Origin of the sequence: Nonomuraea antimicrobica, assembly GCF_039536965.1 — a bacterium.
Lineage (GTDB): Bacteria > Actinomycetota > Actinomycetes > Streptosporangiales > Streptosporangiaceae > Nonomuraea > Nonomuraea antimicrobica.
In genome coordinates this window covers 33,186-56,380 of the sequence record NZ_BAAAZP010000100.1, presented here as the reverse complement: position 1 = coordinate 56,380, position 23,195 = coordinate 33,186, and the positions used below count along the sequence as shown (strand labels likewise).

19 protein-coding genes, 1 tRNA gene and 3 pseudogenes are annotated in these 23,195 nt (G+C 67.8%); 10 read left to right on the top strand and 13 right to left on the bottom strand.

The window, feature by feature from the left end; genetic code table 11:
- Positions 1 to 769: 769 nt before the first annotated feature.
- Positions 770 to 1,420, top strand: coding sequence for a type VII secretion system-associated protein (locus ABD844_RS27790; RefSeq protein WP_344884186.1), 651 nt, complete (start codon positions 770 to 772; stop codon positions 1,418 to 1,420).
- Here ABD844_RS27790 and ABD844_RS27785 read toward each other — a convergent pair.
- Together ABD844_RS27785 and ABD844_RS27780 are read right to left on the bottom strand one after the other, a co-directional pair.
- Positions 1,408 to 2,646 (bottom strand): CHAT domain-containing protein, encoded by a 1,239-nt coding sequence (locus ABD844_RS27785; protein ID WP_344884183.1) that lies wholly within the window; start codon positions 2,644 to 2,646, stop codon positions 1,408 to 1,410. The genes ABD844_RS27790 and ABD844_RS27785 overlap by 13 nt on opposite strands.
- Before the next feature lie 113 nt (positions 2,647 to 2,759).
- A complete protein-coding gene (locus ABD844_RS27780) occupies positions 2,760 to 3,812 on the bottom strand; it encodes an integrase core domain-containing protein (protein ID WP_344884180.1) in 1,053 nt (350 codons plus the stop codon).
- A gap of 119 nt (positions 3,813 to 3,931) precedes the next feature.
- Here ABD844_RS27780 and ABD844_RS27775 point away from each other — a divergent pair, with 119 nt between their 5' ends.
- Positions 3,932 to 4,168: a DUF6444 domain-containing protein gene (locus tag ABD844_RS27775; RefSeq protein WP_344884189.1), complete on the top strand. Its 237-nt coding sequence runs from the start codon at positions 3,932 to 3,934 to the stop codon at positions 4,166 to 4,168.
- A gap of 27 nt (positions 4,169 to 4,195) precedes the next feature.
- A pseudogene (locus ABD844_RS53275) lies at positions 4,196 to 4,591 on the top strand (IS66 family transposase); the annotation flags it as partial.
- Here the strand turns inward: ABD844_RS53275 and ABD844_RS27770 are convergent.
- From ABD844_RS27770 to ABD844_RS27755, 4 genes are all read right to left on the bottom strand, one after another.
- On the bottom strand, positions 4,484 to 7,195 hold the full coding sequence (locus ABD844_RS27770; RefSeq protein ID WP_344884177.1) for an ATP-binding protein: 2,712 nt from the start codon (positions 7,193 to 7,195) through the stop codon (positions 4,484 to 4,486). The pseudogene ABD844_RS53275 and the gene ABD844_RS27770 sit on opposite strands and share 108 nt — an antisense overlap.
- Positions 7,196 to 8,111: 916 nt before the next feature.
- Complete coding sequence (locus tag ABD844_RS27765) at positions 8,112 to 8,456, bottom strand: DUF1801 domain-containing protein (RefSeq protein ID WP_344884174.1); 345 nt, start codon at positions 8,454 to 8,456, stop codon at positions 8,112 to 8,114.
- Positions 8,457 to 8,534: 78 nt separating this feature from the next.
- Positions 8,535 to 9,284 (bottom strand): SDR family NAD(P)-dependent oxidoreductase, encoded by a 750-nt coding sequence (locus tag ABD844_RS27760; protein WP_344884171.1) that lies wholly within the window; start codon positions 9,282 to 9,284, stop codon positions 8,535 to 8,537.
- A 665-nt stretch (positions 9,285 to 9,949) separates the two neighbouring features.
- Complete coding sequence (locus tag ABD844_RS27755) at positions 9,950 to 10,552, bottom strand: dihydrofolate reductase family protein (protein ID WP_344884168.1); 603 nt, start codon at positions 10,550 to 10,552, stop codon at positions 9,950 to 9,952.
- Between the two features lie 172 nt (positions 10,553 to 10,724).
- Between ABD844_RS27755 and ABD844_RS27750 the strand changes: the two genes are divergently transcribed.
- On the top strand, positions 10,725 to 13,505 hold the full coding sequence (locus ABD844_RS27750; RefSeq protein ID WP_344884165.1) for an ATP-binding protein: 2,781 nt from the start codon (positions 10,725 to 10,727) through the stop codon (positions 13,503 to 13,505).
- Positions 13,506 to 13,656: 151 nt separating this feature from the next.
- Here ABD844_RS27750 and ABD844_RS53270 read toward each other — a convergent pair.
- The 5 genes and pseudogenes from ABD844_RS53270 to ABD844_RS27730 all read right to left on the bottom strand — a co-directional run.
- Positions 13,657 to 13,824 (bottom strand): annotated as a pseudogene (locus tag ABD844_RS53270) (hypothetical protein); the annotation flags it as partial.
- Positions 13,825 to 13,921: 97 nt separating this feature from the next.
- A pseudogene (locus tag ABD844_RS53265) lies at positions 13,922 to 14,287 on the bottom strand (recombinase family protein); the annotation flags it as partial.
- A 113-nt stretch (positions 14,288 to 14,400) separates the two neighbouring features.
- A complete protein-coding gene (locus tag ABD844_RS27740) occupies positions 14,401 to 14,706 on the bottom strand; it encodes a hypothetical protein (RefSeq protein WP_344884159.1) in 306 nt (101 codons plus the stop codon).
- Positions 14,707 to 14,727: 21 nt separating this feature from the next.
- Positions 14,728 to 15,276 carry a hypothetical protein gene (locus ABD844_RS27735; RefSeq protein WP_344884157.1) on the bottom strand — a complete coding sequence of 183 codons (549 nt, stop codon included), beginning with the start codon at positions 15,274 to 15,276 and terminating at the stop codon, positions 14,728 to 14,730.
- A gap of 354 nt (positions 15,277 to 15,630) precedes the next feature.
- Complete coding sequence (locus tag ABD844_RS27730) at positions 15,631 to 16,656, bottom strand: hypothetical protein (protein ID WP_344884154.1); 1,026 nt, start codon at positions 16,654 to 16,656, stop codon at positions 15,631 to 15,633.
- Between the two features lie 101 nt (positions 16,657 to 16,757).
- On the opposite strand from ABD844_RS27730, the gene ABD844_RS27725 reads away from it, so the two are divergent.
- Together ABD844_RS27725 and ABD844_RS27720 are read left to right on the top strand one after the other, a co-directional pair.
- Positions 16,758 to 17,393, top strand: coding sequence for a TetR/AcrR family transcriptional regulator (locus tag ABD844_RS27725; RefSeq protein WP_344884151.1), 636 nt, complete (start codon positions 16,758 to 16,760; stop codon positions 17,391 to 17,393).
- A 49-nt stretch (positions 17,394 to 17,442) separates the two neighbouring features.
- A complete protein-coding gene (locus ABD844_RS27720) occupies positions 17,443 to 17,922 on the top strand; it encodes a cupin domain-containing protein (RefSeq protein ID WP_344884148.1) in 480 nt (159 codons plus the stop codon).
- Between the two features lie 21 nt (positions 17,923 to 17,943).
- Here ABD844_RS27720 and ABD844_RS27715 read toward each other — a convergent pair whose 3' ends face one another.
- The gene (locus ABD844_RS27715; RefSeq protein WP_344884145.1) at positions 17,944 to 19,002 is read right to left on the bottom strand and encodes an integrase core domain-containing protein; all 1,059 of its coding nucleotides are present in this window, start codon (positions 19,000 to 19,002) and stop codon (positions 17,944 to 17,946) included.
- 429 nt (positions 19,003 to 19,431) lie between these two features.
- Positions 19,432 to 19,505, bottom strand: a tRNA-Ile gene (locus ABD844_RS27710).
- A gap of 356 nt (positions 19,506 to 19,861) precedes the next feature.
- Between ABD844_RS27710 and ABD844_RS27705 the strand changes: the two genes are divergently transcribed.
- From ABD844_RS27705 to ABD844_RS27690, 4 genes are all read left to right on the top strand, one after another.
- Entirely contained in the window at positions 19,862 to 20,707 is an 846-nt protein-coding gene (locus ABD844_RS27705) for an endonuclease/exonuclease/phosphatase family protein (RefSeq protein WP_344884142.1), read from the top strand.
- Positions 20,707 to 20,901, top strand: coding sequence for a hypothetical protein (locus ABD844_RS27700; RefSeq protein ID WP_344884139.1), 195 nt, complete (start codon positions 20,707 to 20,709; stop codon positions 20,899 to 20,901). Before ABD844_RS27705 ends, ABD844_RS27700 begins: the two co-directional genes overlap by 1 nt.
- Positions 20,891 to 21,979 (top strand): exo-beta-N-acetylmuramidase NamZ family protein, encoded by a 1,089-nt coding sequence (locus ABD844_RS27695; protein WP_344884137.1) that lies wholly within the window; start codon positions 20,891 to 20,893, stop codon positions 21,977 to 21,979. Before ABD844_RS27700 ends, ABD844_RS27695 begins: the two co-directional genes overlap by 11 nt.
- Before the next feature lie 347 nt (positions 21,980 to 22,326).
- Complete coding sequence (locus ABD844_RS27690) at positions 22,327 to 22,704, top strand: DUF2255 family protein (protein WP_344884134.1); 378 nt, start codon at positions 22,327 to 22,329, stop codon at positions 22,702 to 22,704.
- The last annotated feature ends 491 nt before the right edge of the window (positions 22,705 to 23,195 follow it).

Below are 23,195 nucleotides of genomic sequence, written 5' to 3'. Positions count from 1 at the left end.
TCAGCTACCGGGAGCCCGCTCCCGTTCACGGGTTAACAGCCCAACGATGACCACACCCCGCGGCTCTCCTGACTCACGCCCCCACACCAAATCCCTTTGTCAGCAGGCTCTTACGGGACTGAGACGGTCGTCGCCCCTAGCTTCGGAGAAGCACAGGATCCGGTGGTCGGGTGTGGCGGCAGCGCAAGACCGTGCTGGCCAGCCGGCATCTTGGCCGCGATTCCGGGGAGGGCGCCTGCCATGCAGATGCATCTCAGCACTGCCTCCGGGCCAGGTTGGGCCGAACCGGGACAGACAAGAGGTCAAAGGCTTATCATCAGGACGACGGGACGCCAGCGAATCCCACGTTCACGTGCTCGCCGCATGCTCTTCGGCTATTGGCACGCACGAACACTTCGTGGCATCTTTGGACATATTTGAGAGTGGCAAAACGCGCAGAGCAATACAATTGAATACGCTAAAGTCCGATCCGGCATAAGAGCTGCCGACTTTTAATCCGTAGGTTCCGGGTTCGAACCCCGGGCGCCCTGCCAGTCAACATCCTATCTGACCTGGGCCTTCTCGATTCTCGACCCTGTGGGGCTCATGACGCGGATCGTCGGCGATTGGATGGCGTCCGCCACGTCGCCTGGTAGCCGGAGGCGATCGTGATGTTCGGCTTTGGTTGGGCATTCTCATGGCTGGCGAATATCGACGATAATGAACCCGGTTTGCCGGAGCATGTCGGCTAACGAACTGGCCGTGGTTCGGCGCAGAGTGTGAGGGCGGGATGGCTGAAACAGCCGACAAGCCGGTGAACGCCGCCGGCGCGGAGATGTCGCTTGCCGGTTATCTGGTGCCGTCCAGGTTGCGCAAGGCGTGTCTCATGCCGGGGATGATCCGACAGTACAACGTTGGCGTCAGCGGGACCATGTGGTTCGCTCTGATTGATCCGGCTTGGCGGCCGAGCGCACCGGAGGACTCGCCGCCGAGCAGTCAGATGGTTGGCGGGTGGAGGTTAGACACCGAGGGGCGGCCTGGTCCGTTCGAGCCGAATCCCCAGTACCTGCCCGCGAACGGTGAGGGTCCTACCGATCCCATTGATTATGGGCTCCGCATGGCCGCTAGGGGTGAGCCGGTCGGCGACCAGTTGATCGCCATGGTCCGGGACTCTGTTGTGGAAATCGTCTGTGATGAGCAAGGCCGACCGCGGGTGGGGCCCGCGCCAGGCGAAGCGCCCTGCGTGCTGGTCGCCACCTCCCCCCTGCAGCGGGACCAGTCGCCGCTGGATTTCCACTGGGTGCGGGTGGTAGGTAGCAAGCTGCCGGACATCGTCCCTAGTGGCGTGGACATTCTGCTGAATCTCGGTGGCCCCGCCCCGTTGCGACTCTTCACCGACCCGTTGCGCGCAGGCGAGCAGGGCCGCACTCAAGAACCTTGATGATGGTGCGCTGCCCATCGGGTTGGCAGAGCGGGGTAGCGATCGCGCAGCCGGAGGGTGGCTTCGCTCAAGGCGAGGGCACTGTGCGCAACATCTGGTAGCTCTGTGCCGCCATTGGTGAGGTAGGCGTAGAAGTCAGTGGCGATGGCCGTTGCGGCGAGGTCGTTGACCGGCCACAGAGTGCCCACGACATGCCCGTAGCCCGCAAGATGGATCGCACCGGTGAGGTGGATCGCTTCATCGGCCAGATCGGGGCTGGTATGGGTCGTACTGCACGCGGAGAGGTAGGCCAGGCTTGCGTCAGCCAGGTGCAGCCGCGCCAGGGCGGCGACAGTGAAAGGGGCGGTGGCGTAGTCGTACAGGAGCAGTTCACTGGCTGCCGGGTCAATAAGGTTGGCCAAGCCGTGGCAGGAGAAGTGCGCGACCGGGTGTCGGGCGAGCGCTTCGGCCACAGCGTGATGCGTCGCGGCGGGACCAGTGATTATTCGCGTGTCCGGCAGGACGCCAGAGAGCGCATGGATTTCCTTATCCACCTGGGGTAGATCTGGGGCGTCCGGAGTGGTGGGCATGGCGATGATCGCCGCCGAGTCGGCGGGTGCGGCAGGTCGGGCGCGGGCATGTTCCAGAGCGCGGATGGTAGTCAAATACGAGGAGACGGTGCGGTCAAGTACGCTCCGCTGGCCGGCCTGGTTGTGATGCCCGGCGGCGTGGATCGGCAGGTAGGCCAGCACGCCGACGAGGCCCCACCAGACTCGTGGCCGCGGGCCGGATGGCTCGGCAATGCCCAGCTCGCGTAGGACAGGCCCGGTTATCGCGTCCCACAGCCAGCCCAGCAGCGCGTGCATCTCCTGCTGGGCGCGTGCACGGCCAGTGAAATCACCGTCCACGGCGCGGAGGGCATCCCACAAGCGGTTGACCTGCTGGGCGGCGGCCGTCGGGGTGAGATCCGGCAGGGGCACGACGCGCACGCGCTGCTCGGGATCGCCCGTCACGATCGAGGCACCACTGCCCCAGCGGCTGCTGTACACCATGATGATCGGGCCATCGGCCGCCTGCTCGTGAAGCCGGTCCATTCCCGGTGGGCGCAGGAACTGGTCGAAGCCCGCGGTGGCACGGATTCGACCGAGTAGCGAGGTCCATTGCTCAGCTAACATCCGACGTTGCTCGCCGACCTCGATTGTCTGGCGGTGTGCGGTTTCGCCAACGACGTGAGTACGACTGGCCACTGCCTCGGCTCCCGTCGAGGCAGTGGCATGCTCCCGGAAGTCCTCGAGTTCTCGTGCCAGTGCGGGCGCAGCCTGTACCGCTCGAATATGGCGTTACGTGCCCTGAGCTGCGGTTAAGCCGCGTGGTGGTACTCGCTGATCATTCCTGCAACTACGGGTTTTCGGCGGATGGATCGCAGGTTGTTGAGGTCGATCACGTCGCGGGCGGGCTGCGTTGCGACGTCCGGGGGACGTTGGTGTCGGGACTGGTGCGGCCTATGCCGGTTGTAATGGATCAGGTACTCGTGGAGTACGAACGCCAGGTGGCGTTCATTGAGGATCAGGACCCGGTCCAGGAGTTCACGGCGCAGGGTACCGATGACCCGCTCGCAGATACCGTTCATCCTCGGCGTCCGCGACATGGTAGTGACGACCCGCAGCCCTTCGGCGGCGAAGACCTCTCTGAAGGCGGAGGTGAAGAGCGGATCCCGATCGTGGATCATGAACCGCAGCCCGGCGAGACGGTCACCCAGATCCATCGCCAGGTTGCGGGCCTGCCGCACGGTCCATGCTCCGGTCGGGTGCGCGGTCACTCCGGCCAGGTGCAGTCGCCGGGTGCCGTGCTCGATGAAGACCAGCACATACAGCCGTTTGAGCAGCGCGGTCTCGACCACCAGGAAGTCGCACGCGATGATCGCGTGGGCTTGCGCGGTCAGGAACTGCCGCCAGGTCGGCCCAGCCCGGCGAGGTGCCGGATCGATACCGGCGGCGCGCAGGATCTCCCACACCGTGGAGGCCGCGATGCTGTAGCCCAGCCGAGCCAACTCGCCCTGGATCCGCCGATGCCCCCATGTCGGGTTATCCCGTGCCATCCGCACAATCAGTACCTTGACCGGCCGACGGGTACCGGGCCGTCCCGGGCGCCGCCTGTCGGTGAAGGTCCACTTCCGCGCCACGAAGCTACGATGCCAACGCAGGATCGTCGCCGGGGTGACCGGGAACACCTCCGCCCACCGGCAGCGATGGACCAGACGCGACAACGCCAGAAGCCAGAGCCGGTCGGCATGACCCCACCCCAGCCGGCCGCGGAGCTGACGGCGCAGGACCTGGTTCTCGTGACGGAGCACCAGCAGCTCAACATCCTTCGACAGATCAGCGCGCACCAGCACCGCCAGCAGGCCGAACAAGCCCCTCACCAACCCGTACACAAGCGACAACAACACCCCGCTATGATCGCAGTCGCCATCCTGATCGCGTAGCAAAACCCCAGCTCACAGCACGAAACCGTGTTTTCGAGCGGCACACGATCGAGGCCCAGCGCGAGACGATCGCGCGGCTGGAGGAGACGGTCGACCGGCTGACCGCTCGGGTTGGCGAGCTGGAGCGCAGGCTTGGCCGCAACTCCGGGAACTCGTCCTTGCCGCCATCCAGCGACACGTTCGTCCGGCCGGACAAGAAGCCGCCGGTCAACACCAGGAAGAAGCGTGGCCGCCAGCCGGGGGCACCCGGCGCGGGCTTGGCCATGGTCGAGACCCCGGACTAGGTCGAAGAGCACCTCCCGGACGCATGCGGTGGCTGCGGGAAGGCGCTGTCGGCCGCCGGTAGCGTCGGCTTCGCGCGTCGTCAGGTCCGCGACATTCCCCTGGTTACCGTGACGGTGACCGAGCATCGCACGCACCGGTGCCGGTGTGGGGGCTGCGGCCGGGTCACCGCAGCGGTCCTGCCCGAGCAGGTGGCGGGGTCCCCGTCGTCGTACGGCCCGAACCTGCGCGCGCTGGCCGCCTACCTGCTGGTCTTCCAGCACATCCCGGTAGAGCGCTGCGCTCAGCTGATCGCCGACGTCACCGGAGCCCGCGTGTCACCCGGCTGGGTGAGTTCGATCCTCGCCGAGGCCGCGATGCTCGTCACCGACAGTGTCAAGCTGATCCGTGCCCTTCTCACGCTCGCCCATGTGCTGCACGTCGATGAGACCACCACGAGGATCGCGACGACGCGGCGCCGGCTGCACGTGGCCTGCACCAGTCGGTTGACGCTGCTCGGCTTGGGCGAGCGCGGCGGTGAACAAAGCACGACCGGAGTCCAGGCGGCGTCCGTCGGCCTCCAGCCGCCCAGCCGACTTGACGGCGAGAGCCGCCCCTGCGGAGGGATCGGGCCCTAGCAGGGCGTGCGCCTGGGCCAGAGTCGCCAGGCCGAAGGAGACGGGCAGGTCATGATCGGCGAGGCGGGCCGCGTCCGCGGCGCGGGCCGCCGCCTTGTCGTTCCTGCCGCGCGAGGCCTCCACGCAGGCCACGAGTTCGCAGCCGGCCAGCATGGTACCGCGGTCCATACGGCGCGAGGTGAAGCCCTCACTCACCTCGATCACCGCCTGAACGCCTTCGTCCAGCATGCCGCGGTTGATCAACGCCACACCACGGGCGTACCTGGCCTGGTTGCTCCATACCTCCCCATCACCGACCCCGGTTCGCCGGGCCTCGTCGGCGGCGGCCATGGCAGCGTCGTGATTACCCGCCCAACTGGCCGCCAGGCACTGCTGGGTGAGCGCGAAGACGAGTTGCTGTCCTGACCGCAGCGAGCGCGCGTCAGCGACCGACTCCGCAGCGGTGGCCGCGGCCTCGGCCAGCCGGCCCAGGTGGATGAGCGTCCTGGCCTTTCCCGCGAGCAGGTGAGTCAGAATGTAGTTTTGCCCCGTCATACGGGCGATCGTCGCCGCGCGCTCGAACAGACCGAGCGCGCGGTCGTAGCGGCCCATGACTGTTTCTCCCCAGCACAGCCACGCGATCGAGTCCAGCCAGTCCACCAGGTGATCGTCTATGGTGTTGGCCAGCAGGCGGCCGGCCTCGTCGGCGTGGCGAAGGGCTTCGGCCGTGCGCCGGGCGGCGTAGGCGGGCATCGAGCGGAGCGCGGCCACCGCGGCGGGAAGCCCCGGGTGACCCGCGCCGTCGGGTTCGCCCACCTTAGCCAGCACGTCGTGGGCCATGCGGAAGTCCCCGCGCATCATGCTCTCAGCCACCAACCGCATCCGCAGGGGAACCGCCGCGGACGCGTGGGGCTCGGGAACACGACGCAGCTCGTCCAGAAGAAGGGCACGTGCCTCACAGGGCCGGTCGAGCTGGCGCTCCAGCAGGGCGCACAACGTGGCGGCCCTCGCCCGGCGCTCGTAGTCGTCGTAAGGCAGCAGCCGCAGCAGCTCCCGCACGGTGTCGCGGCCTTGCCGCAACTGCCCGCTGACGCCTTGTGCTCTGCCGAGCTCCATCAGCAGAGTGCAGCGGCGTTCTGCCGTGGAAGGCTCCTCGGGGAGCAGCGCCAGCGCCGTGCGCAGCCAGTGCGCCGCACTGGCGGGGGCCGTGGCGGCGACCGTACGTGCGGCGGCGACCAGAACCTCGATGGCCCGCTGGTCTGCGAAGCGGGCCGAACGTTCGACATGGGGAGCCGTCATCACCGCGGAGGCGCCTTTGCCGATCAGATGAGCGGCCAGCCGGGCATGAACGAGGACTCGCCAGCCCATCCCGGAGGATTGGTGGGCGGCATGCCGGACCAGGGGATGCCGGAAGCGGAATCGGTTGCCGGAGCCTTGCCGGATGATGTCGAGCCTGACGAGCTCGTCCAGCGCGTCGAGCACGCTCGGCTCGGACACCCGTGCGGCCACCGCGGCCGATTCGGGATCAAACTCGTCGGCGACGAGGGCCGCGCCCCGGGCGACCGTCATCGCCACGGGCGACAACTTGTCCAGCTCGTGTTGGATGGCCGCGCGCACGGTGGCGGGCAACTCGCCGATCTCCAGCCGGTTCATGTGGGCCAGGGCCTCCAGGTAGAACGGATTGCCCTGGCTGGCCTCCCATAACGCGGCGCGGCGGGCGCTGGGCACACCGGGCCCGAGGAACTCCTCCACCTCATTTTCGGTGAGCGGACCCACCTCGATCTCCGTGAGATGACCGGAAACGTCCCGTAGGAGGGCCGACAAGAGTACAGAGACCTGCGCCGGGCGGTAGGCGATGGCGATCAGCATCCCTCCGCGCGGCGGGTGACGGACAAGGTGGTGCAGGAACTCCATTGAGCTGTCATCGGCCCAATGCAGGTCGTCCAGGACGAGCGCGAGCCCAGGCCCCGTGAACTCGCCGATCAGCCGGCGCAACGCGCGGAAGAGCCGGTAACGAGCCATCACGCCCTGCTCGCCGCCGTTCTGCGGGTCGGCGGTGGCGGCCAACGCCGGGAACAGACCCGAGAGCACCTGGGGATCCACGCTGCCCGCGAACGGGCCACGGTGGAACCACCGTGTCTCCACCCGATCGTCCAGGGCATCGGCGAGCACGCTGAAGGGCACAATCCGCTCGTACTCAGCGGCCCTTCCCCACAGGGTGCTCACCTCGCGTTCGCGGGCGAGTGCGGTCAGTTCGTGCAGTAGCCTCGTCTTTCCCACGCCGGGATCGCCCGCCAGAGCGATGACGCGGAAACCCCCGTCGACAACGCTCTGGAGCACGCGACCGAAAGCCTGGATCGTGTGATGACGGCCGACCAAAGCAGCACCTTGATCGGCCAGTTCCCCGTCCCGTCGTGCTCCGCCGCTGTCCACGAGTGGCCCCCATACGTGACATCGCCGTGCTCACCCTCACACAACTACAACAACCATCCGCGATCAAGGCGGCGCGTGGGCGCCAGACGTCACGCCCATCGGCTGCACGCCTGCCGAGAACGCCCTTCAACGCCTTGGACGCCTATGTCTGGAGACTCATCTACCGGTGGGCATTACGCGGGCACCGCAACAAGTCAAAGTGGTGGGGTCGTTGGCCACTACTTCGACACCTTTCACCCGGCCAGGAAGGACAAATGGGTCTTCGGTGACCGCGTCAGCGGCACCTATCTGATCAAGTTCTCCTGGACCCGGATCGTCCGGCACCAGATGGTCAAAGGCGGGGCCTCACCCTACGACCCCGCTCTGGCCGAGTACTGGAACCAACGGCGTACCAAGAATCAGCTCCCGATGGGCCGATCCACGCTCCGGCTACTGCAGGCCCAGCAGGGCCGCTGCCCGCTCTGCGGGGACTACCTTCTCCACGCCGATCACCAGCCGAGATCCCCCATCGAATGGGAACGATGGCTGGCCGCCACCCGCAAAGCGATCACGAAACACGCGATCGCAACCGCCGAAGGCGACACGCTGGATCATCAAGTCCGTCTCATACACGCTCACTGCCAGCCGGACCGAACTCGACCCGACGGCCAGAGCCCCAGTTCGCTTCAATATGCCAGCTTGCCCTCGCGGCTTGCCTGAGCCGTGTGCGGCGACGAATCGCACGCACGGTTCTTAGGGGGACCGCCGCAGCAACGGCGGTCCTACCCGACCCGGAGGTGAGACCCCTCCGGGCAACCCGACTACGCTTGCCGGTCATCGGGCTGCGGCATCCGGGGGCGACTTATGTCGCTACGGACAGCTACTGATCCTTACCGACAAAGGCTCAGTGATCGCAGCCGCTGTTCGGGTTCCGTCCCTACAGGGCGATCGTGGTCTTCTGGAGAATCTCGGCAAGTGCTGCGTAGTCGGTCTCTTGCCCTTCTGCGATGTCAGCGCACTTGCGGTCCCCTTTGCCCATCGCTCGGATGAGGCCTTTGACCGTGGGGACGTCCGTGGCGTTGAACACCATGAAGGAGACCTTGCCCCGGGCAACCGCTATGACGGCCGCGTGATTCCCGTTCTTGAGGAAGTGCGGCTTGCCGTATTGAAGCTGCTCTTCGACGCCGGGAACGGTTTCATGGATCATCGAACGCAACTCCTCGCAAACCGCCTTCTGCCATGGTGCGGTGTCACTGATGTACTGGGTGACTTCGTCGTTCATACTGTTCTCCCAAATGTCGTTTCGTGAATCCTTGGCAGCGCATTGCCGCGCTTCCAGGGAGATCGGGGTTGTCCTGTGTCAGTCGACGAGGGCCCCGCCGGAGATGTTCACCTGCGTGGAGGTGATGCTCCGGGCCTGGCCGGAGGCCAGGAACGCGGCGACGCGGCCGACGTCGTCCAGGGTCGTCGCCCGCTGGAGCAGCGTGGCGTCGATCATCTTCTGCTTGTAGGGCACCGTCTCGGGAAGGTCGGGGAGAGTCTCGGGGATCCCGCCGGTCCGCATCGAGACGACGCGGACGGAGTGCGGGCCGAGCTCGCAGGCCCACTGGCGGCGCATCGCCTCGACCAGGTCGAAGCCGATCTGTACGGTGCCCAGGCCGGGCGTGGAGTTGGCCGGACCGGAGCCGCCGAAGTGCAAGATGACTCCCGAGCCCTGTTTGACCATGTGCCGTGCGGCGGCCTGGGCGGTCAGCAGGAACGAGCGCGCGACCTTGTCCATCGCATGGCCGAAGTCGGCGACGGGCATGTCGAGCAGCGGCACGAACAATGCGTCCTGGGAGATGACGTTCACCGAGATGTCGACGCTGCCGGTCTGCGCCGCGATGGAGTCGACCCAGCCGTTGACGGCCGTCTCGTCCAGGGCGTCCACGATCGCCGTCTCGGCCAGGCCGCCGGCGCGCCGGATGTCCGCGGCGACGGCGTCGAGCTTGCCGGGAGTGCGGCCGGCGAGGAAGACCCTCGCTCCCTCGGCGGTGAAGGCCCGCGCCATCGCACCGCCAATGGCGCCGCCACCCCCGTAGATCACCGCTGTCTTGTTTTCCAGAAGCATGGCTGTCTCCGTCCGTTGGTTGTCCGTCGGTTGATGGCTTGAATGCAGGAGCGGCACGGCAAGGCGGAATGGGTGGCGCGGTTGGGCGCCGAAGGCCGCACCGTGTCATCGGCCCCCCCGCTTGTTCGATCGGGCCTGATACGGCGGGCCGACCCGGTTCGGACGGCCACGTAGGCCAGCGTGAGCCCTCCGATGGCCGGCAGAGCAATCGCCTGCCGGCAGCAGGAAGCCGAAGCGAAGGCCCACCGAAGCGGATATGCCCACGCCTGGAGAGTCGTCGAGGCGCATCACCACGATGGGCCAGGCGCCGTACGTCGGCTTGTCCCATTCCAGTTCGCGGACACCCGACCCCGCGGACGCGGCGGCCCCGATCAGGACAGCTGAGGCAGCGTCATGATCGGCTTCATCCCACACTTATAGCACGGCCGTGCTACTTGAATGTCATAATAGTACGGCCGTGCTATAAAAGGGAAGTGTGCACGTTGGTGGATCGCACATGGTCATCGACCGGATCGAGAACCGGATCGCGGCCCTGCCCGCCGAACTCGATCCGATCCGATCCGCCGCGCCGCGAAGGTGCTGGTAGAACGGCTGCCTCTGAATGCCGAGCGTGCCATTGAGAACCGGGTGTGATGTACACAGCGATGTACACCGCAGCCCCGGTCTTATCCCTCGGCGTTCTCCGTCGCCGTGTGCCGCGCGGCCGCGGGGTCGATCAGCCCTTCGGCGGTCGGCTCGTAGGTCAGGGCCACGACTCCCGAGGAGAAGGCCTGTGATCCGGTCAAGCGGAGCACGGTGGTGTCCATCGACTCGTCGAACAGTCGCGCGCCCTTGCCGGCCACGACCGGGTAGGTGACTAGGCGCAGTTCGTCGATGAGCCGCTCGCGCAGCAGCCACCGGACGAGGGCGGCGCTGCCGAAGATCAGGATATCGCCCTCGATCTCTTCCTTGAGCTGCGCGATCCGCTCGGCCGGGTTGTCGCGGATGACGGTGGTGTTGTTCCACTCGCCCTTGTTCAGGGTCGTCGTGACGACGTACTTGGGCAGGGAGTTCATCCTGTCGGCGTAACCGGCCTCGTCGGTCATGCTCGGCCAGGCCGCGGCGAAGCCGTCGTAGGTGACCCGGCCGAGCAGCAGCGCGTCCGCGGCGCGAATCTGGTCCAGGCCGGTCTTCATGGCGTCCGGGCTGACGAACTGGAAGGTCCACTCGTGCGGGTTCTCGATGACGCCGTCGATGGTGGTGAAGACGGAGAGAACGACTCGTCCCATGGTGATGCTCCATTTTCCGGTGTTCTTGCTGATGTGCCCATCCTGGCGATACGGGACCATGCGGACATCGGTGGCCGGTACCTAGCTCGCCACCCAAAGGACCACGCAACGGATCACGCAGACCGGGGAGGCAGGGCATGATGGGGCGGTGTCTGTCGCGTATTCAGGGGCCGTGTCCAAGCGTGAGGCAGAGGTGCTGGCTTTGCTCGGCGCGCACTTGTCCAACGCGGAGATCGCCGCTCACCTGCACCTGTCGGTCCGTACCGTCGAGAACCACGTGTCGTCGCTGCTGCGCAAATGCGGGGTCGCCGACCGGCGGGAACTCGGCAAACTGGCCGGGCAGGGATCGGCCGAGCCTGACGGCATCGCCGCTCTGCCCGCGCCGCTGACCACGTTCATCGGCCGCACCGCCGAGCGCGAGCGGCTGCTGGAGGCGCTGCGGGCCGCCCGCCTGGTGACGCTGGTGGGTCCGGGCGGCGTCGGCAAAACGCGGTTGGCGGCCGAGGCGGCCGGCAGCGCCCAGGGCTCCTTTCCCTCAGGAGGGGCGTTTGTCGACCTGGTGCCCGTGAGCGAGGCGTATGTCGCCCAGGCAGTGGCCGCCGCGCTGGGCGTCACCGAACGCCCGGACCAGCACCTGCACGAGGCCATCGCCGAACGGCTCGGCGACGGCAGGGCGCTGCTGATCCTCGACAACTGCGAGCATGTGATCGACACCGTCGCCCGGTTCGCTGAGCAGACGCTCAGCCGCTGCCCCGGCACCCGGATCCTGGCCACCAGCAGGGAGCGCCTCGGCGTGCCCGGCGAACGCACTCTTGCCTTGCTCCCCTTCCCCCCGGCCTCGGCCACGGCGGCCCCCGTGCCGCTCACCACTCACGCTGAACTGCTCTTCCTCGACCGCGCCACCGCGGCGGATCCGGGCTTCACCGCCGACCCCGCCACGCTCAGGCTGCTGTGCGCCCGGCTCGACGGGATGCCGCTGGCCATCGAACTGGCCGCGGCCAGGGTGGCCGCTCTGGGGGCCGATGGTCTCCTCGCCGCACTGGACGACCGCCTGCGCCTGCTGGCGGGCGGCCGGGGCGCCGACGAGCGGCACCGCTCGCTGCGCGCGGTCATCGGATGGAGCCACGAGCTCCTGGACGGGGAGGAGCGGGCGCTGTTCCGGCGGCTGGCCGTCTTCGCGGGCCCCTTCGACCTGGACGCCGTCGTGGCCGTCAGCCCTGGCGTGGCCCGGAGCGCCGCGGCCGACGTGCTCGGCCGCCTGACGGACAAGAGCCTGGTCACCGTTCACCGCCGCTCCGGCGCGGACAGGTGGAGACTGCTGGAGACCGTGCGTGCGTACGCCGCCGAGCGGCTCGATACGGCGGGCGAGGCGGAAGCGGTCAGGGAGCTGCACCTCGAGTGGGCCGCGGGCATGGCGGCGAATCTGGAGACGGCGCTGGACGGCCGGGCGGCCGGCTCGTGGCGGGACGACTTCGACGCCGTGGCCGACAACCTGCGTGCCGCACTGGCTCGGGCACCGGACGTGCCCGGGGACGTGCCGCACCGGCTGGCCCGGGCGCTCGGGCACCTGATGTACGCGAGAAGGTTCCTCATGGAGGCGCTCGGCCACTACGAGACGGCTGCGCGGCGGGCGCCGACTCCGCTGGAGGCGGTTGCCGACCTGCGCGCGGCGTCCGACTGCACCTACGCGATCGGCGACGCCGGGCAGCAGCCGTTCGGAATGCTGCTCGAGGCCGCCGGCCGGGCACGCGAGGCGGGTGACAGCGACCTGACGGCCATCACGCTGGCCTCCGCCGTCAGCATCGCCTGCCGCCATCACGCCGGTTTCGAGGAGGAGATACCGCACGCCAGGAAGCTCGAACTCCTGGCAGAGGCACGAGCCGCCGGCGACACGGCCGACCCGGTGGTGGCCGCCCATCTGGCGGCCGCGGCAGCCTGGATAGCGAACGAGGACGGGTCCGCCACCGACGCCACGCCGGCGGCCACGGACGGGGATGGCGAGTGGGCAGATCCGGCGCCGGTCGCGGCCGCGGTGGAGGCGGCGCGGGCGAGCGGGGATCCTGTGCTTGTCAGCGCGGCACTGGACACCGCGGCTTTCGCCGCCCTCGGCGCGGGAAGGCGACGCCACGCCCGCCGCGTCGCCGGCGAGCGTCTGTCACTGCTGGAGAGCCTGCCACGGCACGCCCCCGATGCCTGCCCCGAGATCGTGGACATCTTCAGGATGGCGTTGTACAGCTCTCTCGGCGTGGGCGACCTGCCCGCCGCCCTGGACGTCGCACGCCAGGCCATGGACGACGACCTGGTGGGAGGCTCCTACCTGGCAGCCGCTCAGATGATCACACCGCTGGTACTCGCCGGCCGCTTCGACGAGGCGCTGACCCTGGAAGCGGCGGTATGGGAAGGCTGGCAACGGGTGGGCCGGCCGTTCGGCGCACAGCTCAGCGCTCCTGTCGGCGCCCTCTCGCTCGCCCACGGCCTGCGCGGCGACGACGACGCCTCGCGCCTGTGGCGCTCTCGCGCACTCAACCCACCTGACCGGCAACGGTACGGCCAGTTCATGGCGTTCGCCGACGTCAGGCTGGCGCTGCACCACGGGCGCTTCGACAACGCGGCCGAGCTCGTGGAGACCGCCCTGATCGGCCGCTCGAGCTCGGCGACAGCACCGTACCGGGAGGCGGTTGCGGCAGAGCTGGCGGTTGCCGCCGCTCTGCCGGGAGCGGCCGACCGGCTGACCGCCACCAGTATCGGCGAGAACAAGTGGGCCGCCGCCTGCCTGGCCCGCGCCAGGGGCCGCCTGTACGAGGACGAGGGCCAGTTGCACACGGCCGTGGTGGTCTGGGAGCGGATCGACGCCCGCTTCGAGCGCGCCTGCACTCTGCTCCTCCTGCCCACCCGGGCGGACGAGGGGATGCGCGAGCTGGCCGAGCTGGGCTGCATGCCGCCCAAGACCTGACCCGGCGGCCGCGCCACGCGTTCAGACGACTCCCTAGCCAGTCGTTGCTGTCACGGACGACCCGGCCGGTACTGGGCCGGCCCGGCTGCTTGTTACGCGGCTCGACCCGGCGCCGCCCGTAGGCGTGGTACCCGGCATAGATCGGATTGTGCAGCATGATCTGCAATGTTTCCCGGGTCGGGCGCCGCCACTCCAGCTCCCCCTTGGCCGGACCGCCACGCACCCGGACCGGCAGCTGGATCTGGTGGTCGACCAGATAGCGCAGCACCGCGTTCAGCGTGCCCAGCCGGGTGAAGGTGTCGAAGACCAGGCGAACCACCGTCTGGGCCTGCTCGTCGGGGGTCGAAGACGACCTCTCCCGAAGGGCGGCGCAGGTACCCGATCGGCAACTGGAAGGCCAGCTCCCCGAGTTCGGCCTTGGCAAGGCGACCCGACAGCATCCGCTGCCGGATCAGATACAGCTCGGCCTCGCTCATCGTGCCCTTCAACCCCAGCAGCAGTCGGTCGTTGTAGAAACCCGGGTCGTAGACGCCGTCGTTGTCGGCCAGCAGCGCCCCTGACAAGGAGCACAGCTCCAGCAGTTGGTGCCAGTCCCGGCCGGTGCGCGCCAGCCGGGACAACGCCGGCGTTGAGGGCGCGGATCTGTGCCCAGCGAGGGATGTCGATATCGGCAACCCCAGCGGACCCACCGGGCGGATGTTGATGACCGAGTCCTGATCCTCACGCGCCGTCAGCTGCACATCCGAATGTATGTCAGGGATGTCTTCATCGAACCGTTTCATGGCTGTCCGCTCTGTTCCGACGCCGCCTTGATTGTGCAGCAAAACCCCAGCTCACATTACGCAGCCGTGTTTCGAGCGGGACAGGCTCACTTTGAAGGCCCGCTCTCACGCGATCAAGGACGTGGAGATCCTGGCCCTGCGCCCTCAGGATTCGGGCGCGTGTTCCTGCGGGGTTGCAGCACGCGGATAGCGGCCCTGGGATCGTCAGCGAAGAAGCGGATCGTGCGGGTCTTGACGCGGCGGCCGAGAGGGCGGACGGCGGTGATCGGTTCAGTCAGTTCGAGGATCAGGTTGGTCTGGGAGGCCACCGCCACGGCCAGCCGGTCGTCCTCCACCTTGACCATGCCGTTCTCGTTGAAGTTCCGGATGTGTCGTACCTGGGCGATCTGCGTGTGCGGGACGCGCAGGTCGAAGAACACGCCGTAACGGATGCGTACCTCCTAAGCGGAGACGACGTGGGGCCGGGTAATGCAGGCCGCGATGACCGTTAGCACGATCAGGACGCTATAGGCGTCAGCCACCAGAATCACGGTGCGTAGGCCGACCGGTGCACCGAGCGCCCGCAGCAGGATCTCCGCGACCACCAACTCCACGACCATCGCGAACACGAATATCATCATTGCGGAGGTCTGTGCGCGTGAGTAGGAGATGGCGGTGGTGCCGTACGGCACGCCGTGGTGGCGCCGGGCGACCCACAGAGCCAGGCTGACCATGCCGTTCACGTCGAATCCCACGAGTCGGCGCACCTGATCGGGGACAAGTTGGCTGCAGCTCGCCCGCAACACCGTCCGTCGGTTCGCGCCGCCCCGGCGTTCGGCTCCGAACAGCCGGTACAGGGTCGCCGCCTCAAGGATGAGCACCGTGACGGCAGCCGCCCCGGCCATCGCGATCAGCGGGCTGGGAGGTGACGCGCCGGACACGAGCAGGACCGCAAGCATAAGCTCCACGGGAACCATGGCGAACAGCGCGGCGCGTGCGATCCTCAGCATCACCATCGCTCCTTCAGTATGATCACGATTGGCCGGGACACCTCGGGCGGGTGAAACCTCGGTGTACTTCGTGCTGAGCCGCTGCCTGCCGGCCGCGTTCTCCGCCCAGGCGGTGCATGGCGGGCCCATGTGATCGGGAGCCAGAGTCCAGGTTCGCAACCATCGCGGCCTCCATCTCGGGCGATGTCGTCGAGTTGGGATGCGAGTCCGCCTCCGCCGGCAGCGCGGCCGGCCGGTTCCGTCTGATGCCGATCGTCTCCTGCTGTCGGGCCAGGTCAGCGTCCGGTTCCACGAGCGCTTCCGGCGACTCCCGGCCCTGGTCGTCGGCCATGGCGGTGCGGTGGCCGGTGGCTTCTATTTGAGGTGGAAGACGTGGACCATGTGTGGTGCGTCGATGAGGGTGTGGGGCACTAGCGCGTGGTAGCCCCAGACGTGAACCCATGCGTTGCCGGTGCGCAACGTGAGTACCGTCTTGAACATGCCCGGCGCGAAGTAGGTCAGCAGCAGGAAGACGATTGACAGGGCGGTGTTGCCGGGCGAGGTGAACACCGTCCAGGCGTCCCAGATGTGCAACGCCGTGTAGGTGAGCCCGCCCAGGATCACTGTGGTGGCGGGCGATCCGGTGAGGCGGAGAAAGCGCGGCACCAGGATCGCGTAGATAAAGATCATGGCAGGTAGTACCGCGCCGGCGAGGTACAACGTGAAGGTCAGGGGAACCCCGAGCGCGAACTGGCCGGGGGCCAGCTCGAAGATCCTGGGGGCGAGCGCGGCGACCTGGACGAGCGACTCGATCAAGAGGACTGCGCCGATGAGGACGATGTCGGCCCGGCGATTGCTTGAGCGGAGGTTGAGCGCCTCGGCGGAGTAGCGCCGCCGAAAGAACAGCAGCGGGATCACCGCGTAGATGAGGAGGTTGTAGGCCGCCCACGCGATGGACTCGGCGGGGCTGACGTGTTCGTGCGTTCCGTAGATCGAGCCGGCGAGATGCAGCCCGAACGGATGCCATCCGGCGAGTCGGCCAAGGAGGAAGCCCAGCCCCAGCGCGCCGGCCCCGTACAGGAGCAGGAGCAGCGTCTCGCGGGCGGCCACCGAGCGTTCGGGCGCGCGGTCGGCCAGGTTGGGTAACGCTCGTTTGCGGGTGAGCCAAAGTGTCAGCGCGGTGAGCAGGAGCACCTCGGCCAGGGCCAGGTTAGCGTCCAGCAGGCGGCTGGCCGGCGTCTGGGTCGCAGCGGCCAGCCAGTCGAACGGGAGCGTGTCGCCCGCTATGGCGAGGACGACCGCGTTGCAGCCGAGCCATCCGAGGGCGGCGAGTTGGACGCTGCGATTGCGGAGCAGTGCGGTCGGGCCGCGCCGGGGTGGGCGTGGCCTGTGGTCGGTCATGCGGGAAAGCGTCACCGTCTGGCTCCAAAGTTTGTAGTACGACTGTGCTAACAGCCCGTACGGTAACACGACTGTGCTATAAAGGGGCAGTGCCCAAAGTGGTGGATCCGGCGGAGCGTCGACTGCTGCTGGCCGAGGCCGTGTTGCGGGTGATGCGCCGCGACGGCCTGGAGCAGGCCTCGGTCCGCAACGTCGCCCGCGAGGCGGGACTGTCGATGGGCTCGCTGCGGCACTACTTCGCCAGCCAGTCCGAGCTCATGGTGTTCGCGTTCCGGACGGTCATCGACCGGATCGAGTCTCGCCTCGCCGGATTGGAGCCCGAGCCCGACCCCCGGCGAAGAGCTCAGCGCGTACTGAACGAACTGCTCCCGCTCGACGACGAACGACGGGCAGAAAACGAAGTCTGGCTGGCCTTCACCTCCCGGGCCATGGTCGACCCCGCGCTTCGGGCCCTGCGCGATGAGGGATACGACGCCCTGCGGGCCGGCTGCCAAACGATAGTCGCCGACCTGTCCGCAGCCGGTCTGGCTCCGACCGACGTACCGGCCGAGGCCGAACGCCTGCATGCTCTGCTGGACGGCCTCGCCGTGCATGCGGCCATGCGCCCGGACATCCACACCGCCGAGTCGTTGACCGCCGCCATCGCGCGTCACCTCGACGCCCTCGCAACCGAACGCGCCTCACGAGACGCATCCGACCGAGGCGAACGAGCGGCCGCGCAAGGTGGCGCACCGTAGCCCACATTCGATCAAATGGCGACGATCAACCAGCTGGAAGGATCCGAGGTTGTCATATCCGCCCCCACACTACGAAGGCGACATCGGCGTGGTCAGCGCGACCTTCCGATCGGGAACGCAGCCAGCCGACCTGTCATATGGCGGCCGCAACATCCACTACCTCGCGACGGGACGTTCCACAGGCGGCGCTTTCGGGCTCTATCGCTGGAACTTCGGACCTGACGAGAGCGGTCCTGGACCGCATTTTCACCGGGTCATGTCCGAGTCCTTCTTTGTCCTGGAAGGCACGGTCAGCTTGTACGACGGTGAGCGTTGGCGCGAAGGCCGCGCCGGAGACTTCTTGCACGTCCCGCCCGGTGGTGTCCACGCCTTCCGGAACGTAATAGGAGCGCCGGCATCGATCTTGCTGCTCTTCACGCCTGGCGCGCCACGCGAAGCGTATTTCGAGACTCTGGCCGAACTCGCCGCGGGCAGGGAACTGGGCGAACAGGAGGCTTGTACCGCTTCAGAACTCGTGCACGTGGTTTGAGCTGGTGTTTCTTCAGGTTGGTCAGGCGACTCGGTGGTACTCGTTGACGGCTCCGCTGAGCACCTTTCGGCGCTGAATCCGGCCTTCCAGCGGCACGACGTGCTCATCTTGATCGGGAGTACGTTGTTGGCGGGACTGGTGCGGGCGATGGTTGTTGTAGTGCTCGGCGTATTCGTTCAGGACTGATCGCAAGTGGCGTTCGTCGTAGATCAGCATGCGGTCGGTGCATTCGGCTCGGACGGTTCGGACCCAGCGTTCGGCGTAGCAGTTGGCTCGAGGGGTCCGTGGCGGTGTCTTCATCACCGTGACGCCCAGACTGGTGAAGACCTCGTCGAAGACGGCGGTGAACTTGGTATCCCGGTCACGGATGAGAAACCTGAATGACCTGGCCCGGTGCCCGAAGTCCATGAGCAGATTTCTCGCCTGCTGAGCTGTCCAAACCCCGGTGGGATGGGCAGTGGCACCCAGGATGTGCACACGTCGTGTTTCCACCTCCATCACGAACAACACGTACAGGCGTTTCAGGAAGATCGTGTCGATGTGGAAGAAGTCGCAGGCGAGCAATCCTTTCGCTTGCAGCCGTAGAAACGTCCGCCAAGAGGTGTCGAAGCTTCGCGACACCGGGCCGTGCCGACGTGAACGCAGGATCCGTCGCACGGTCGCCTCGCTGACCTGCACGCCGAGCCGAGCCAGCTCGCCGTGGACCCGCCGGTACCCCCACCTGGGGTTCTCGCGTGCCACGCGGAGGATCAACTCTCCGACCTCCTTGCTCATCGCAAGACGGCCGGCGCGGTGTGGGTAGGCCCATGCGCGTTTGATCAAACGACGATGCCAGGCCAATAGGGTGCCGGGGGTTACGAGCCGATGAGCTCGCAGCACCGTCGGCAGGACGCGGGCCAAGGCCGCCAAGAGCGCCCAATCGGCCCAGCCCGGCTTCGGACGGACGACCTGACACTTCAACACGGCAACCTCATGCCGGAGCACCATGATCTCGACATCCTTGGACGCCTGGCTACGACCCAGCAACACCAGCCAGCCGAACACCCAAATCAAGGTCAGATACAGCAGACGAACCAGCACAGGCAGAGATCTTGCCCACACGACGTCTGGAGGTCAAAGCCGCAGATCAGGCACCACGCGATGAGTTATGAAGCGGTACAAGCCGATCGATCGTGAGCCTTCCGCCGTGAAGAGTCGAGCGGATCGCCGCGAGAAGCAGCGGATCTTTTATCTGCTGGTCACGGACGGCTTGGCCGGGGAGACGAGCCCACTTGGACAAGGCTTGACCGGCCGTCAGGCCGCCGCTGACCAGCGGCGCTGTGCAGACCTTCTGGGTTGATCTTCGTATGGTGATCTCTGGGGTCTGAACTGACAGTGACTATCTAAACGATCTACCGCGAAACACAGTCCGTACACAAGAGCAACCGCCGAGCAACCAATCATGATCAACAACGAGGCTGGAGGCCGACGAGAACCGAGAAAGCCCAGGTCGGATGCGGTGTTGGAGAGTAGGGCGGGTGGGACTTGAACCCACGACCCACGGATTATGAGTCCGATGCTCTAACCGGCTGAGCTACCGCCCCTGGATGAAGTTGTGTCGACGTGCGGCGGACGACGAGAGGATCATGTCGAGCCGCGCGCATGCTAAGGCTAGAGCATCGGATCCGGTCATGGCGCCCGCCGAGGAGAGATGTCTCCACCGACATCATTCCATGGTCCTCCGGGTTGGTGGAGCCCGAGTCGATCATATTCGGCCGGATGTGGTGCCCTTACGGGGTGGTTGCGGCCTGTACCTCCTCCGTAGTCGCGGGTGGGTGTGCGGGAGAAGTGTTTTGGGGGGTGTCATCTGGGTGATGTTTGCCGTCCGGGTATCGGTTGTCCGGATTATGGAGAGTGTCCGTTTGTGAAAAATAGAGATCATGAACGGAGACCGCAGCCGATGAGACGATTCTTCCTCACCACCACGCTCATAGCCGCCGCACTCGCCACCGTGCTTGCCGTGCCCTCGCCCGCCCTGGCCGAAGCTCAGGGGCGTGAGGTGCGGTTGCGGGTGGCGACGTACAACATTCATGCGGGGGCGGGGCAGGACGGGCGGTTCGACCTCGCGCGCCAGGTGGACGCGATCCGCGCGCTGAACGCCGACGTCATCGCGCTGCAGGAGGTCGACGCCCACTGGGACGCCCGCAGCGAGTGGCGGGACCTGGCCACCGAGCTGGCCGGCGCGTTGCGCATGCGGGTGTACTTCGGGCCCATCTACGACCTCGACCCGCCGCAGGAGGGTGCACCGCGCAGGCAGTACGGCAACGCGATCCTGTCGAGGTATCCGATCCTGCACGCCGAGAACCATTCGGTCACCCGCCTGTCGACGCAGACGCCGAACCCCGTGCCCGCCCCCGCGCCCGGCTTCCCCGAGGTCGTGGTGAACGCGAAGGGTGCCCGGGTGCACGTGTACGCCACGCATCTGGACTACCGGGCCGATCCGGCGGTCCGGCAGGCGCAGGTGGCCGACATGCTCAAGATCATGGCGGGGAAGGGCGCCCAGGTGCTGCTCGGCGACTTCAACGCCCGGTCCGACGCGCCTGAGCTGGCGCCGTTGTGGCGGGAGCTGACCGACGCGATGGCGGGCAGGCCGGAGACGACCTACCCGGCCGACGTGCCGGACCGGCGCATCGACTACGTGGCCGTCTCCCGGTCGGTACGGGTGCTGGCCGCGGAGGTGCCGCGTACCACGGCCTCGGATCACCTTCCTGTGGTGGCCGACATCGCGGTCGGGCGGGGCCGTTGATGCGTCGCAGGAGCCTGTTCGGCGGTCTCGTGGCCGGTGCGGCCGGGGCGCTCGCGGCTCCCCCGGCAGCGCGCGCCACGGCGACGGGCGGGCGGGTGTCCACCGGGCTCGAGATGCTGATCGGCGGCGGCTACCGCGACCTGCGCGGGCGGCGGGTCGGCGTGGTCACCAACCCTGACGGGCGTGCTGCGTGATCTGCGGCACGAGGTCGACGTCATGGCCGCCGACGACCGGATCGACCTGGTGGCCGTGTTCGGGCCGGAGCACGGCTTCCGCGGTACGGCCCAGGCGGGCGGCTCCGAGGGCTTCTTCGTCGACCCCAAGACGCGGCTGCCCGTCTACGACACCTTCGAGAAGACGCCCGACGAGCTGGCCGGGTTCTTCACGAGCGCCGGGGTCGACACCGTGCTCTTCGACATCCAGGACGTCGGGCCGCGTTTCTCCACCTACATCTGGACGATGTTCGACTCGATGATCGCCTGCGCGCGGGCCGGGCTGCGCGTCGTCGTCCTCGACCGTCCGAACCCGATCACGGCCCGCCGCCCGCTCGGCCCCGTGCTGGACCCCGCCTACGCCAGCACGATCGGCGGGGAGGCGATCCCGCTGGTGCACGCCATGACCGTGGCCGAGCTGGCCAGGCTGTTCAACGGCGAGTTCGTGCCGGGGCACGCGGGCCGGGCGGCCGAGCTGGAGGTCGTCGAGATGCGGGGCTGGCGGCGCGACATGAGCTGGGAGGACACCGGCCTGCCCTGGGTGCCGCCCTCGCCGAACATGCCGACCGTGGACACCGCGTACGTCTATCCGGGCACCTGCCTGTTCTCCGGCACCAACGTCTCCCAGGGACGCGGCACCACCCGCCCCTTCGAGATCGTCGGAGCGCCCTACATCGACCACCGCTGGGCTCAGGCGCTCAACGACCTGCGGCTGCGGGGGTACGTTTCCGGGAGGCGTACTTCCAGCCCACCTCTCCCTCTACCAGGGCCAGTCGTGCGGGGGCGCGCAGATCACGTGGACGATCGGCGCCGCCTCGACGCGGTCCGGCTCGGCATCGCGGTGCTGTCGACGGTCAGGAGCCTGTACCCGGACGGGTTCGCCTGGTCGGACGTCGGCAGCCCGGGGTCGCCCAAGTACTGGATCGACAATCTCACCGGCTCGCCGTGGGTGCGCACCGCGCTCAACTCGGGGAGGTCGGTGGACGAGGTGATCGAGGGGTGGCAGTCCGAGCTGGGCCGGTTCGCGGCCGTTCGCGAGAGATATCTGATCTACCGCTGACGGGGGTGCGAGAGCGGCTCATCTCCTGACGGCTCCCCTGGCACTTCCCCTGATAGCTCTCGGCTGGCTCCTCTGACGGTTCTCCTGACGGCGCGGGTGCCCCCGAGCGCGGGCCGGGCCCGCCCGGCGCCCCGCGGGCGCCCGGCCCCGCCATACGTCCGGGTGTCCGGGCGTCCTCGCTGATCCTCTGCCGCCTGCTTGACCTGCGGCTTCGCGGGGAATGGGGCCAGAGACGACTCTCCCCTCGACCGGGCCGCCGCGGCGGCCCACCGCGCCACGGGCGAACGCCGCGCCGTCAAACAGCGGCCCCGTCCCTGACCACGACACCAGCACAGAGAGGGAGACCGATGGGCACGTGGACGAACGAGGAACTCAACAGGATCGAGTCGACCGCCGAGGTGGCGATGGCGCCCCTCGACGACGACGGCTCCCAGCGCGAACCGGTGACGATCTGGGTGGTCCGTGATGGCGACGATGTGTTCGTCCGGTCCTACCGAGGCCTCGACGGAGCCTGGTTCCGCGCCGCCAAGGTCAGCCACGAGGGTCACCTCCAGGCCGACGGCGTGGACAAGGACGTCACGTTGACCGAGGAGGCCGACCCCGACCTGAACGAGCGCCTCGACGCCGCCTACCGCAGCAAGTACAGCCGCTACGGGGCCGAGTACGTCGAGGCGATCGTGGCCGAGCCGGCGCGGGCGACCACGCTCAAGGTCATGCCCCGCTGACCCGCCCCACCCCGCCCTACCGTGCCCCGCCCCGCCGCGAACGCGGTGCTCGGCGGCACTCCCACGGCGTACCCGAACCCGAGCGGCAGACGGAGGCAGGCGCGGGGAGGTAGGGAGGTGGTCCGCGCCAGATGATCGTTTCTGTGGTCTCTGTAGTGGCCCTGTAGGGACTTTCTGGTGAGGGCTCTCATTCTGGACCCAGACGGCGCCGACCGCGCCTAGAAGGAACCAGGGAGACCCCCATGGTCAAGACCGCTCGTCGCTACGCCAAGTAGGCCATCAGCACCCTCTGCACGGCCACCTTCGTCCTCAACGGCTGACGAAGGCACGAGTGACCCCCGGGAGGTCGCCTCCCGGGGGTCATCACGATCGGAAGGACGAGGCGTGTTCGGGAGCGGTACGCCGACCTGGTTACGCCTGGTCGATGCTGCCGGGGCACAGGGGAGACCTCGATCGCCGGGGACGCCGTCCACGATCACTCCACGTCCGAG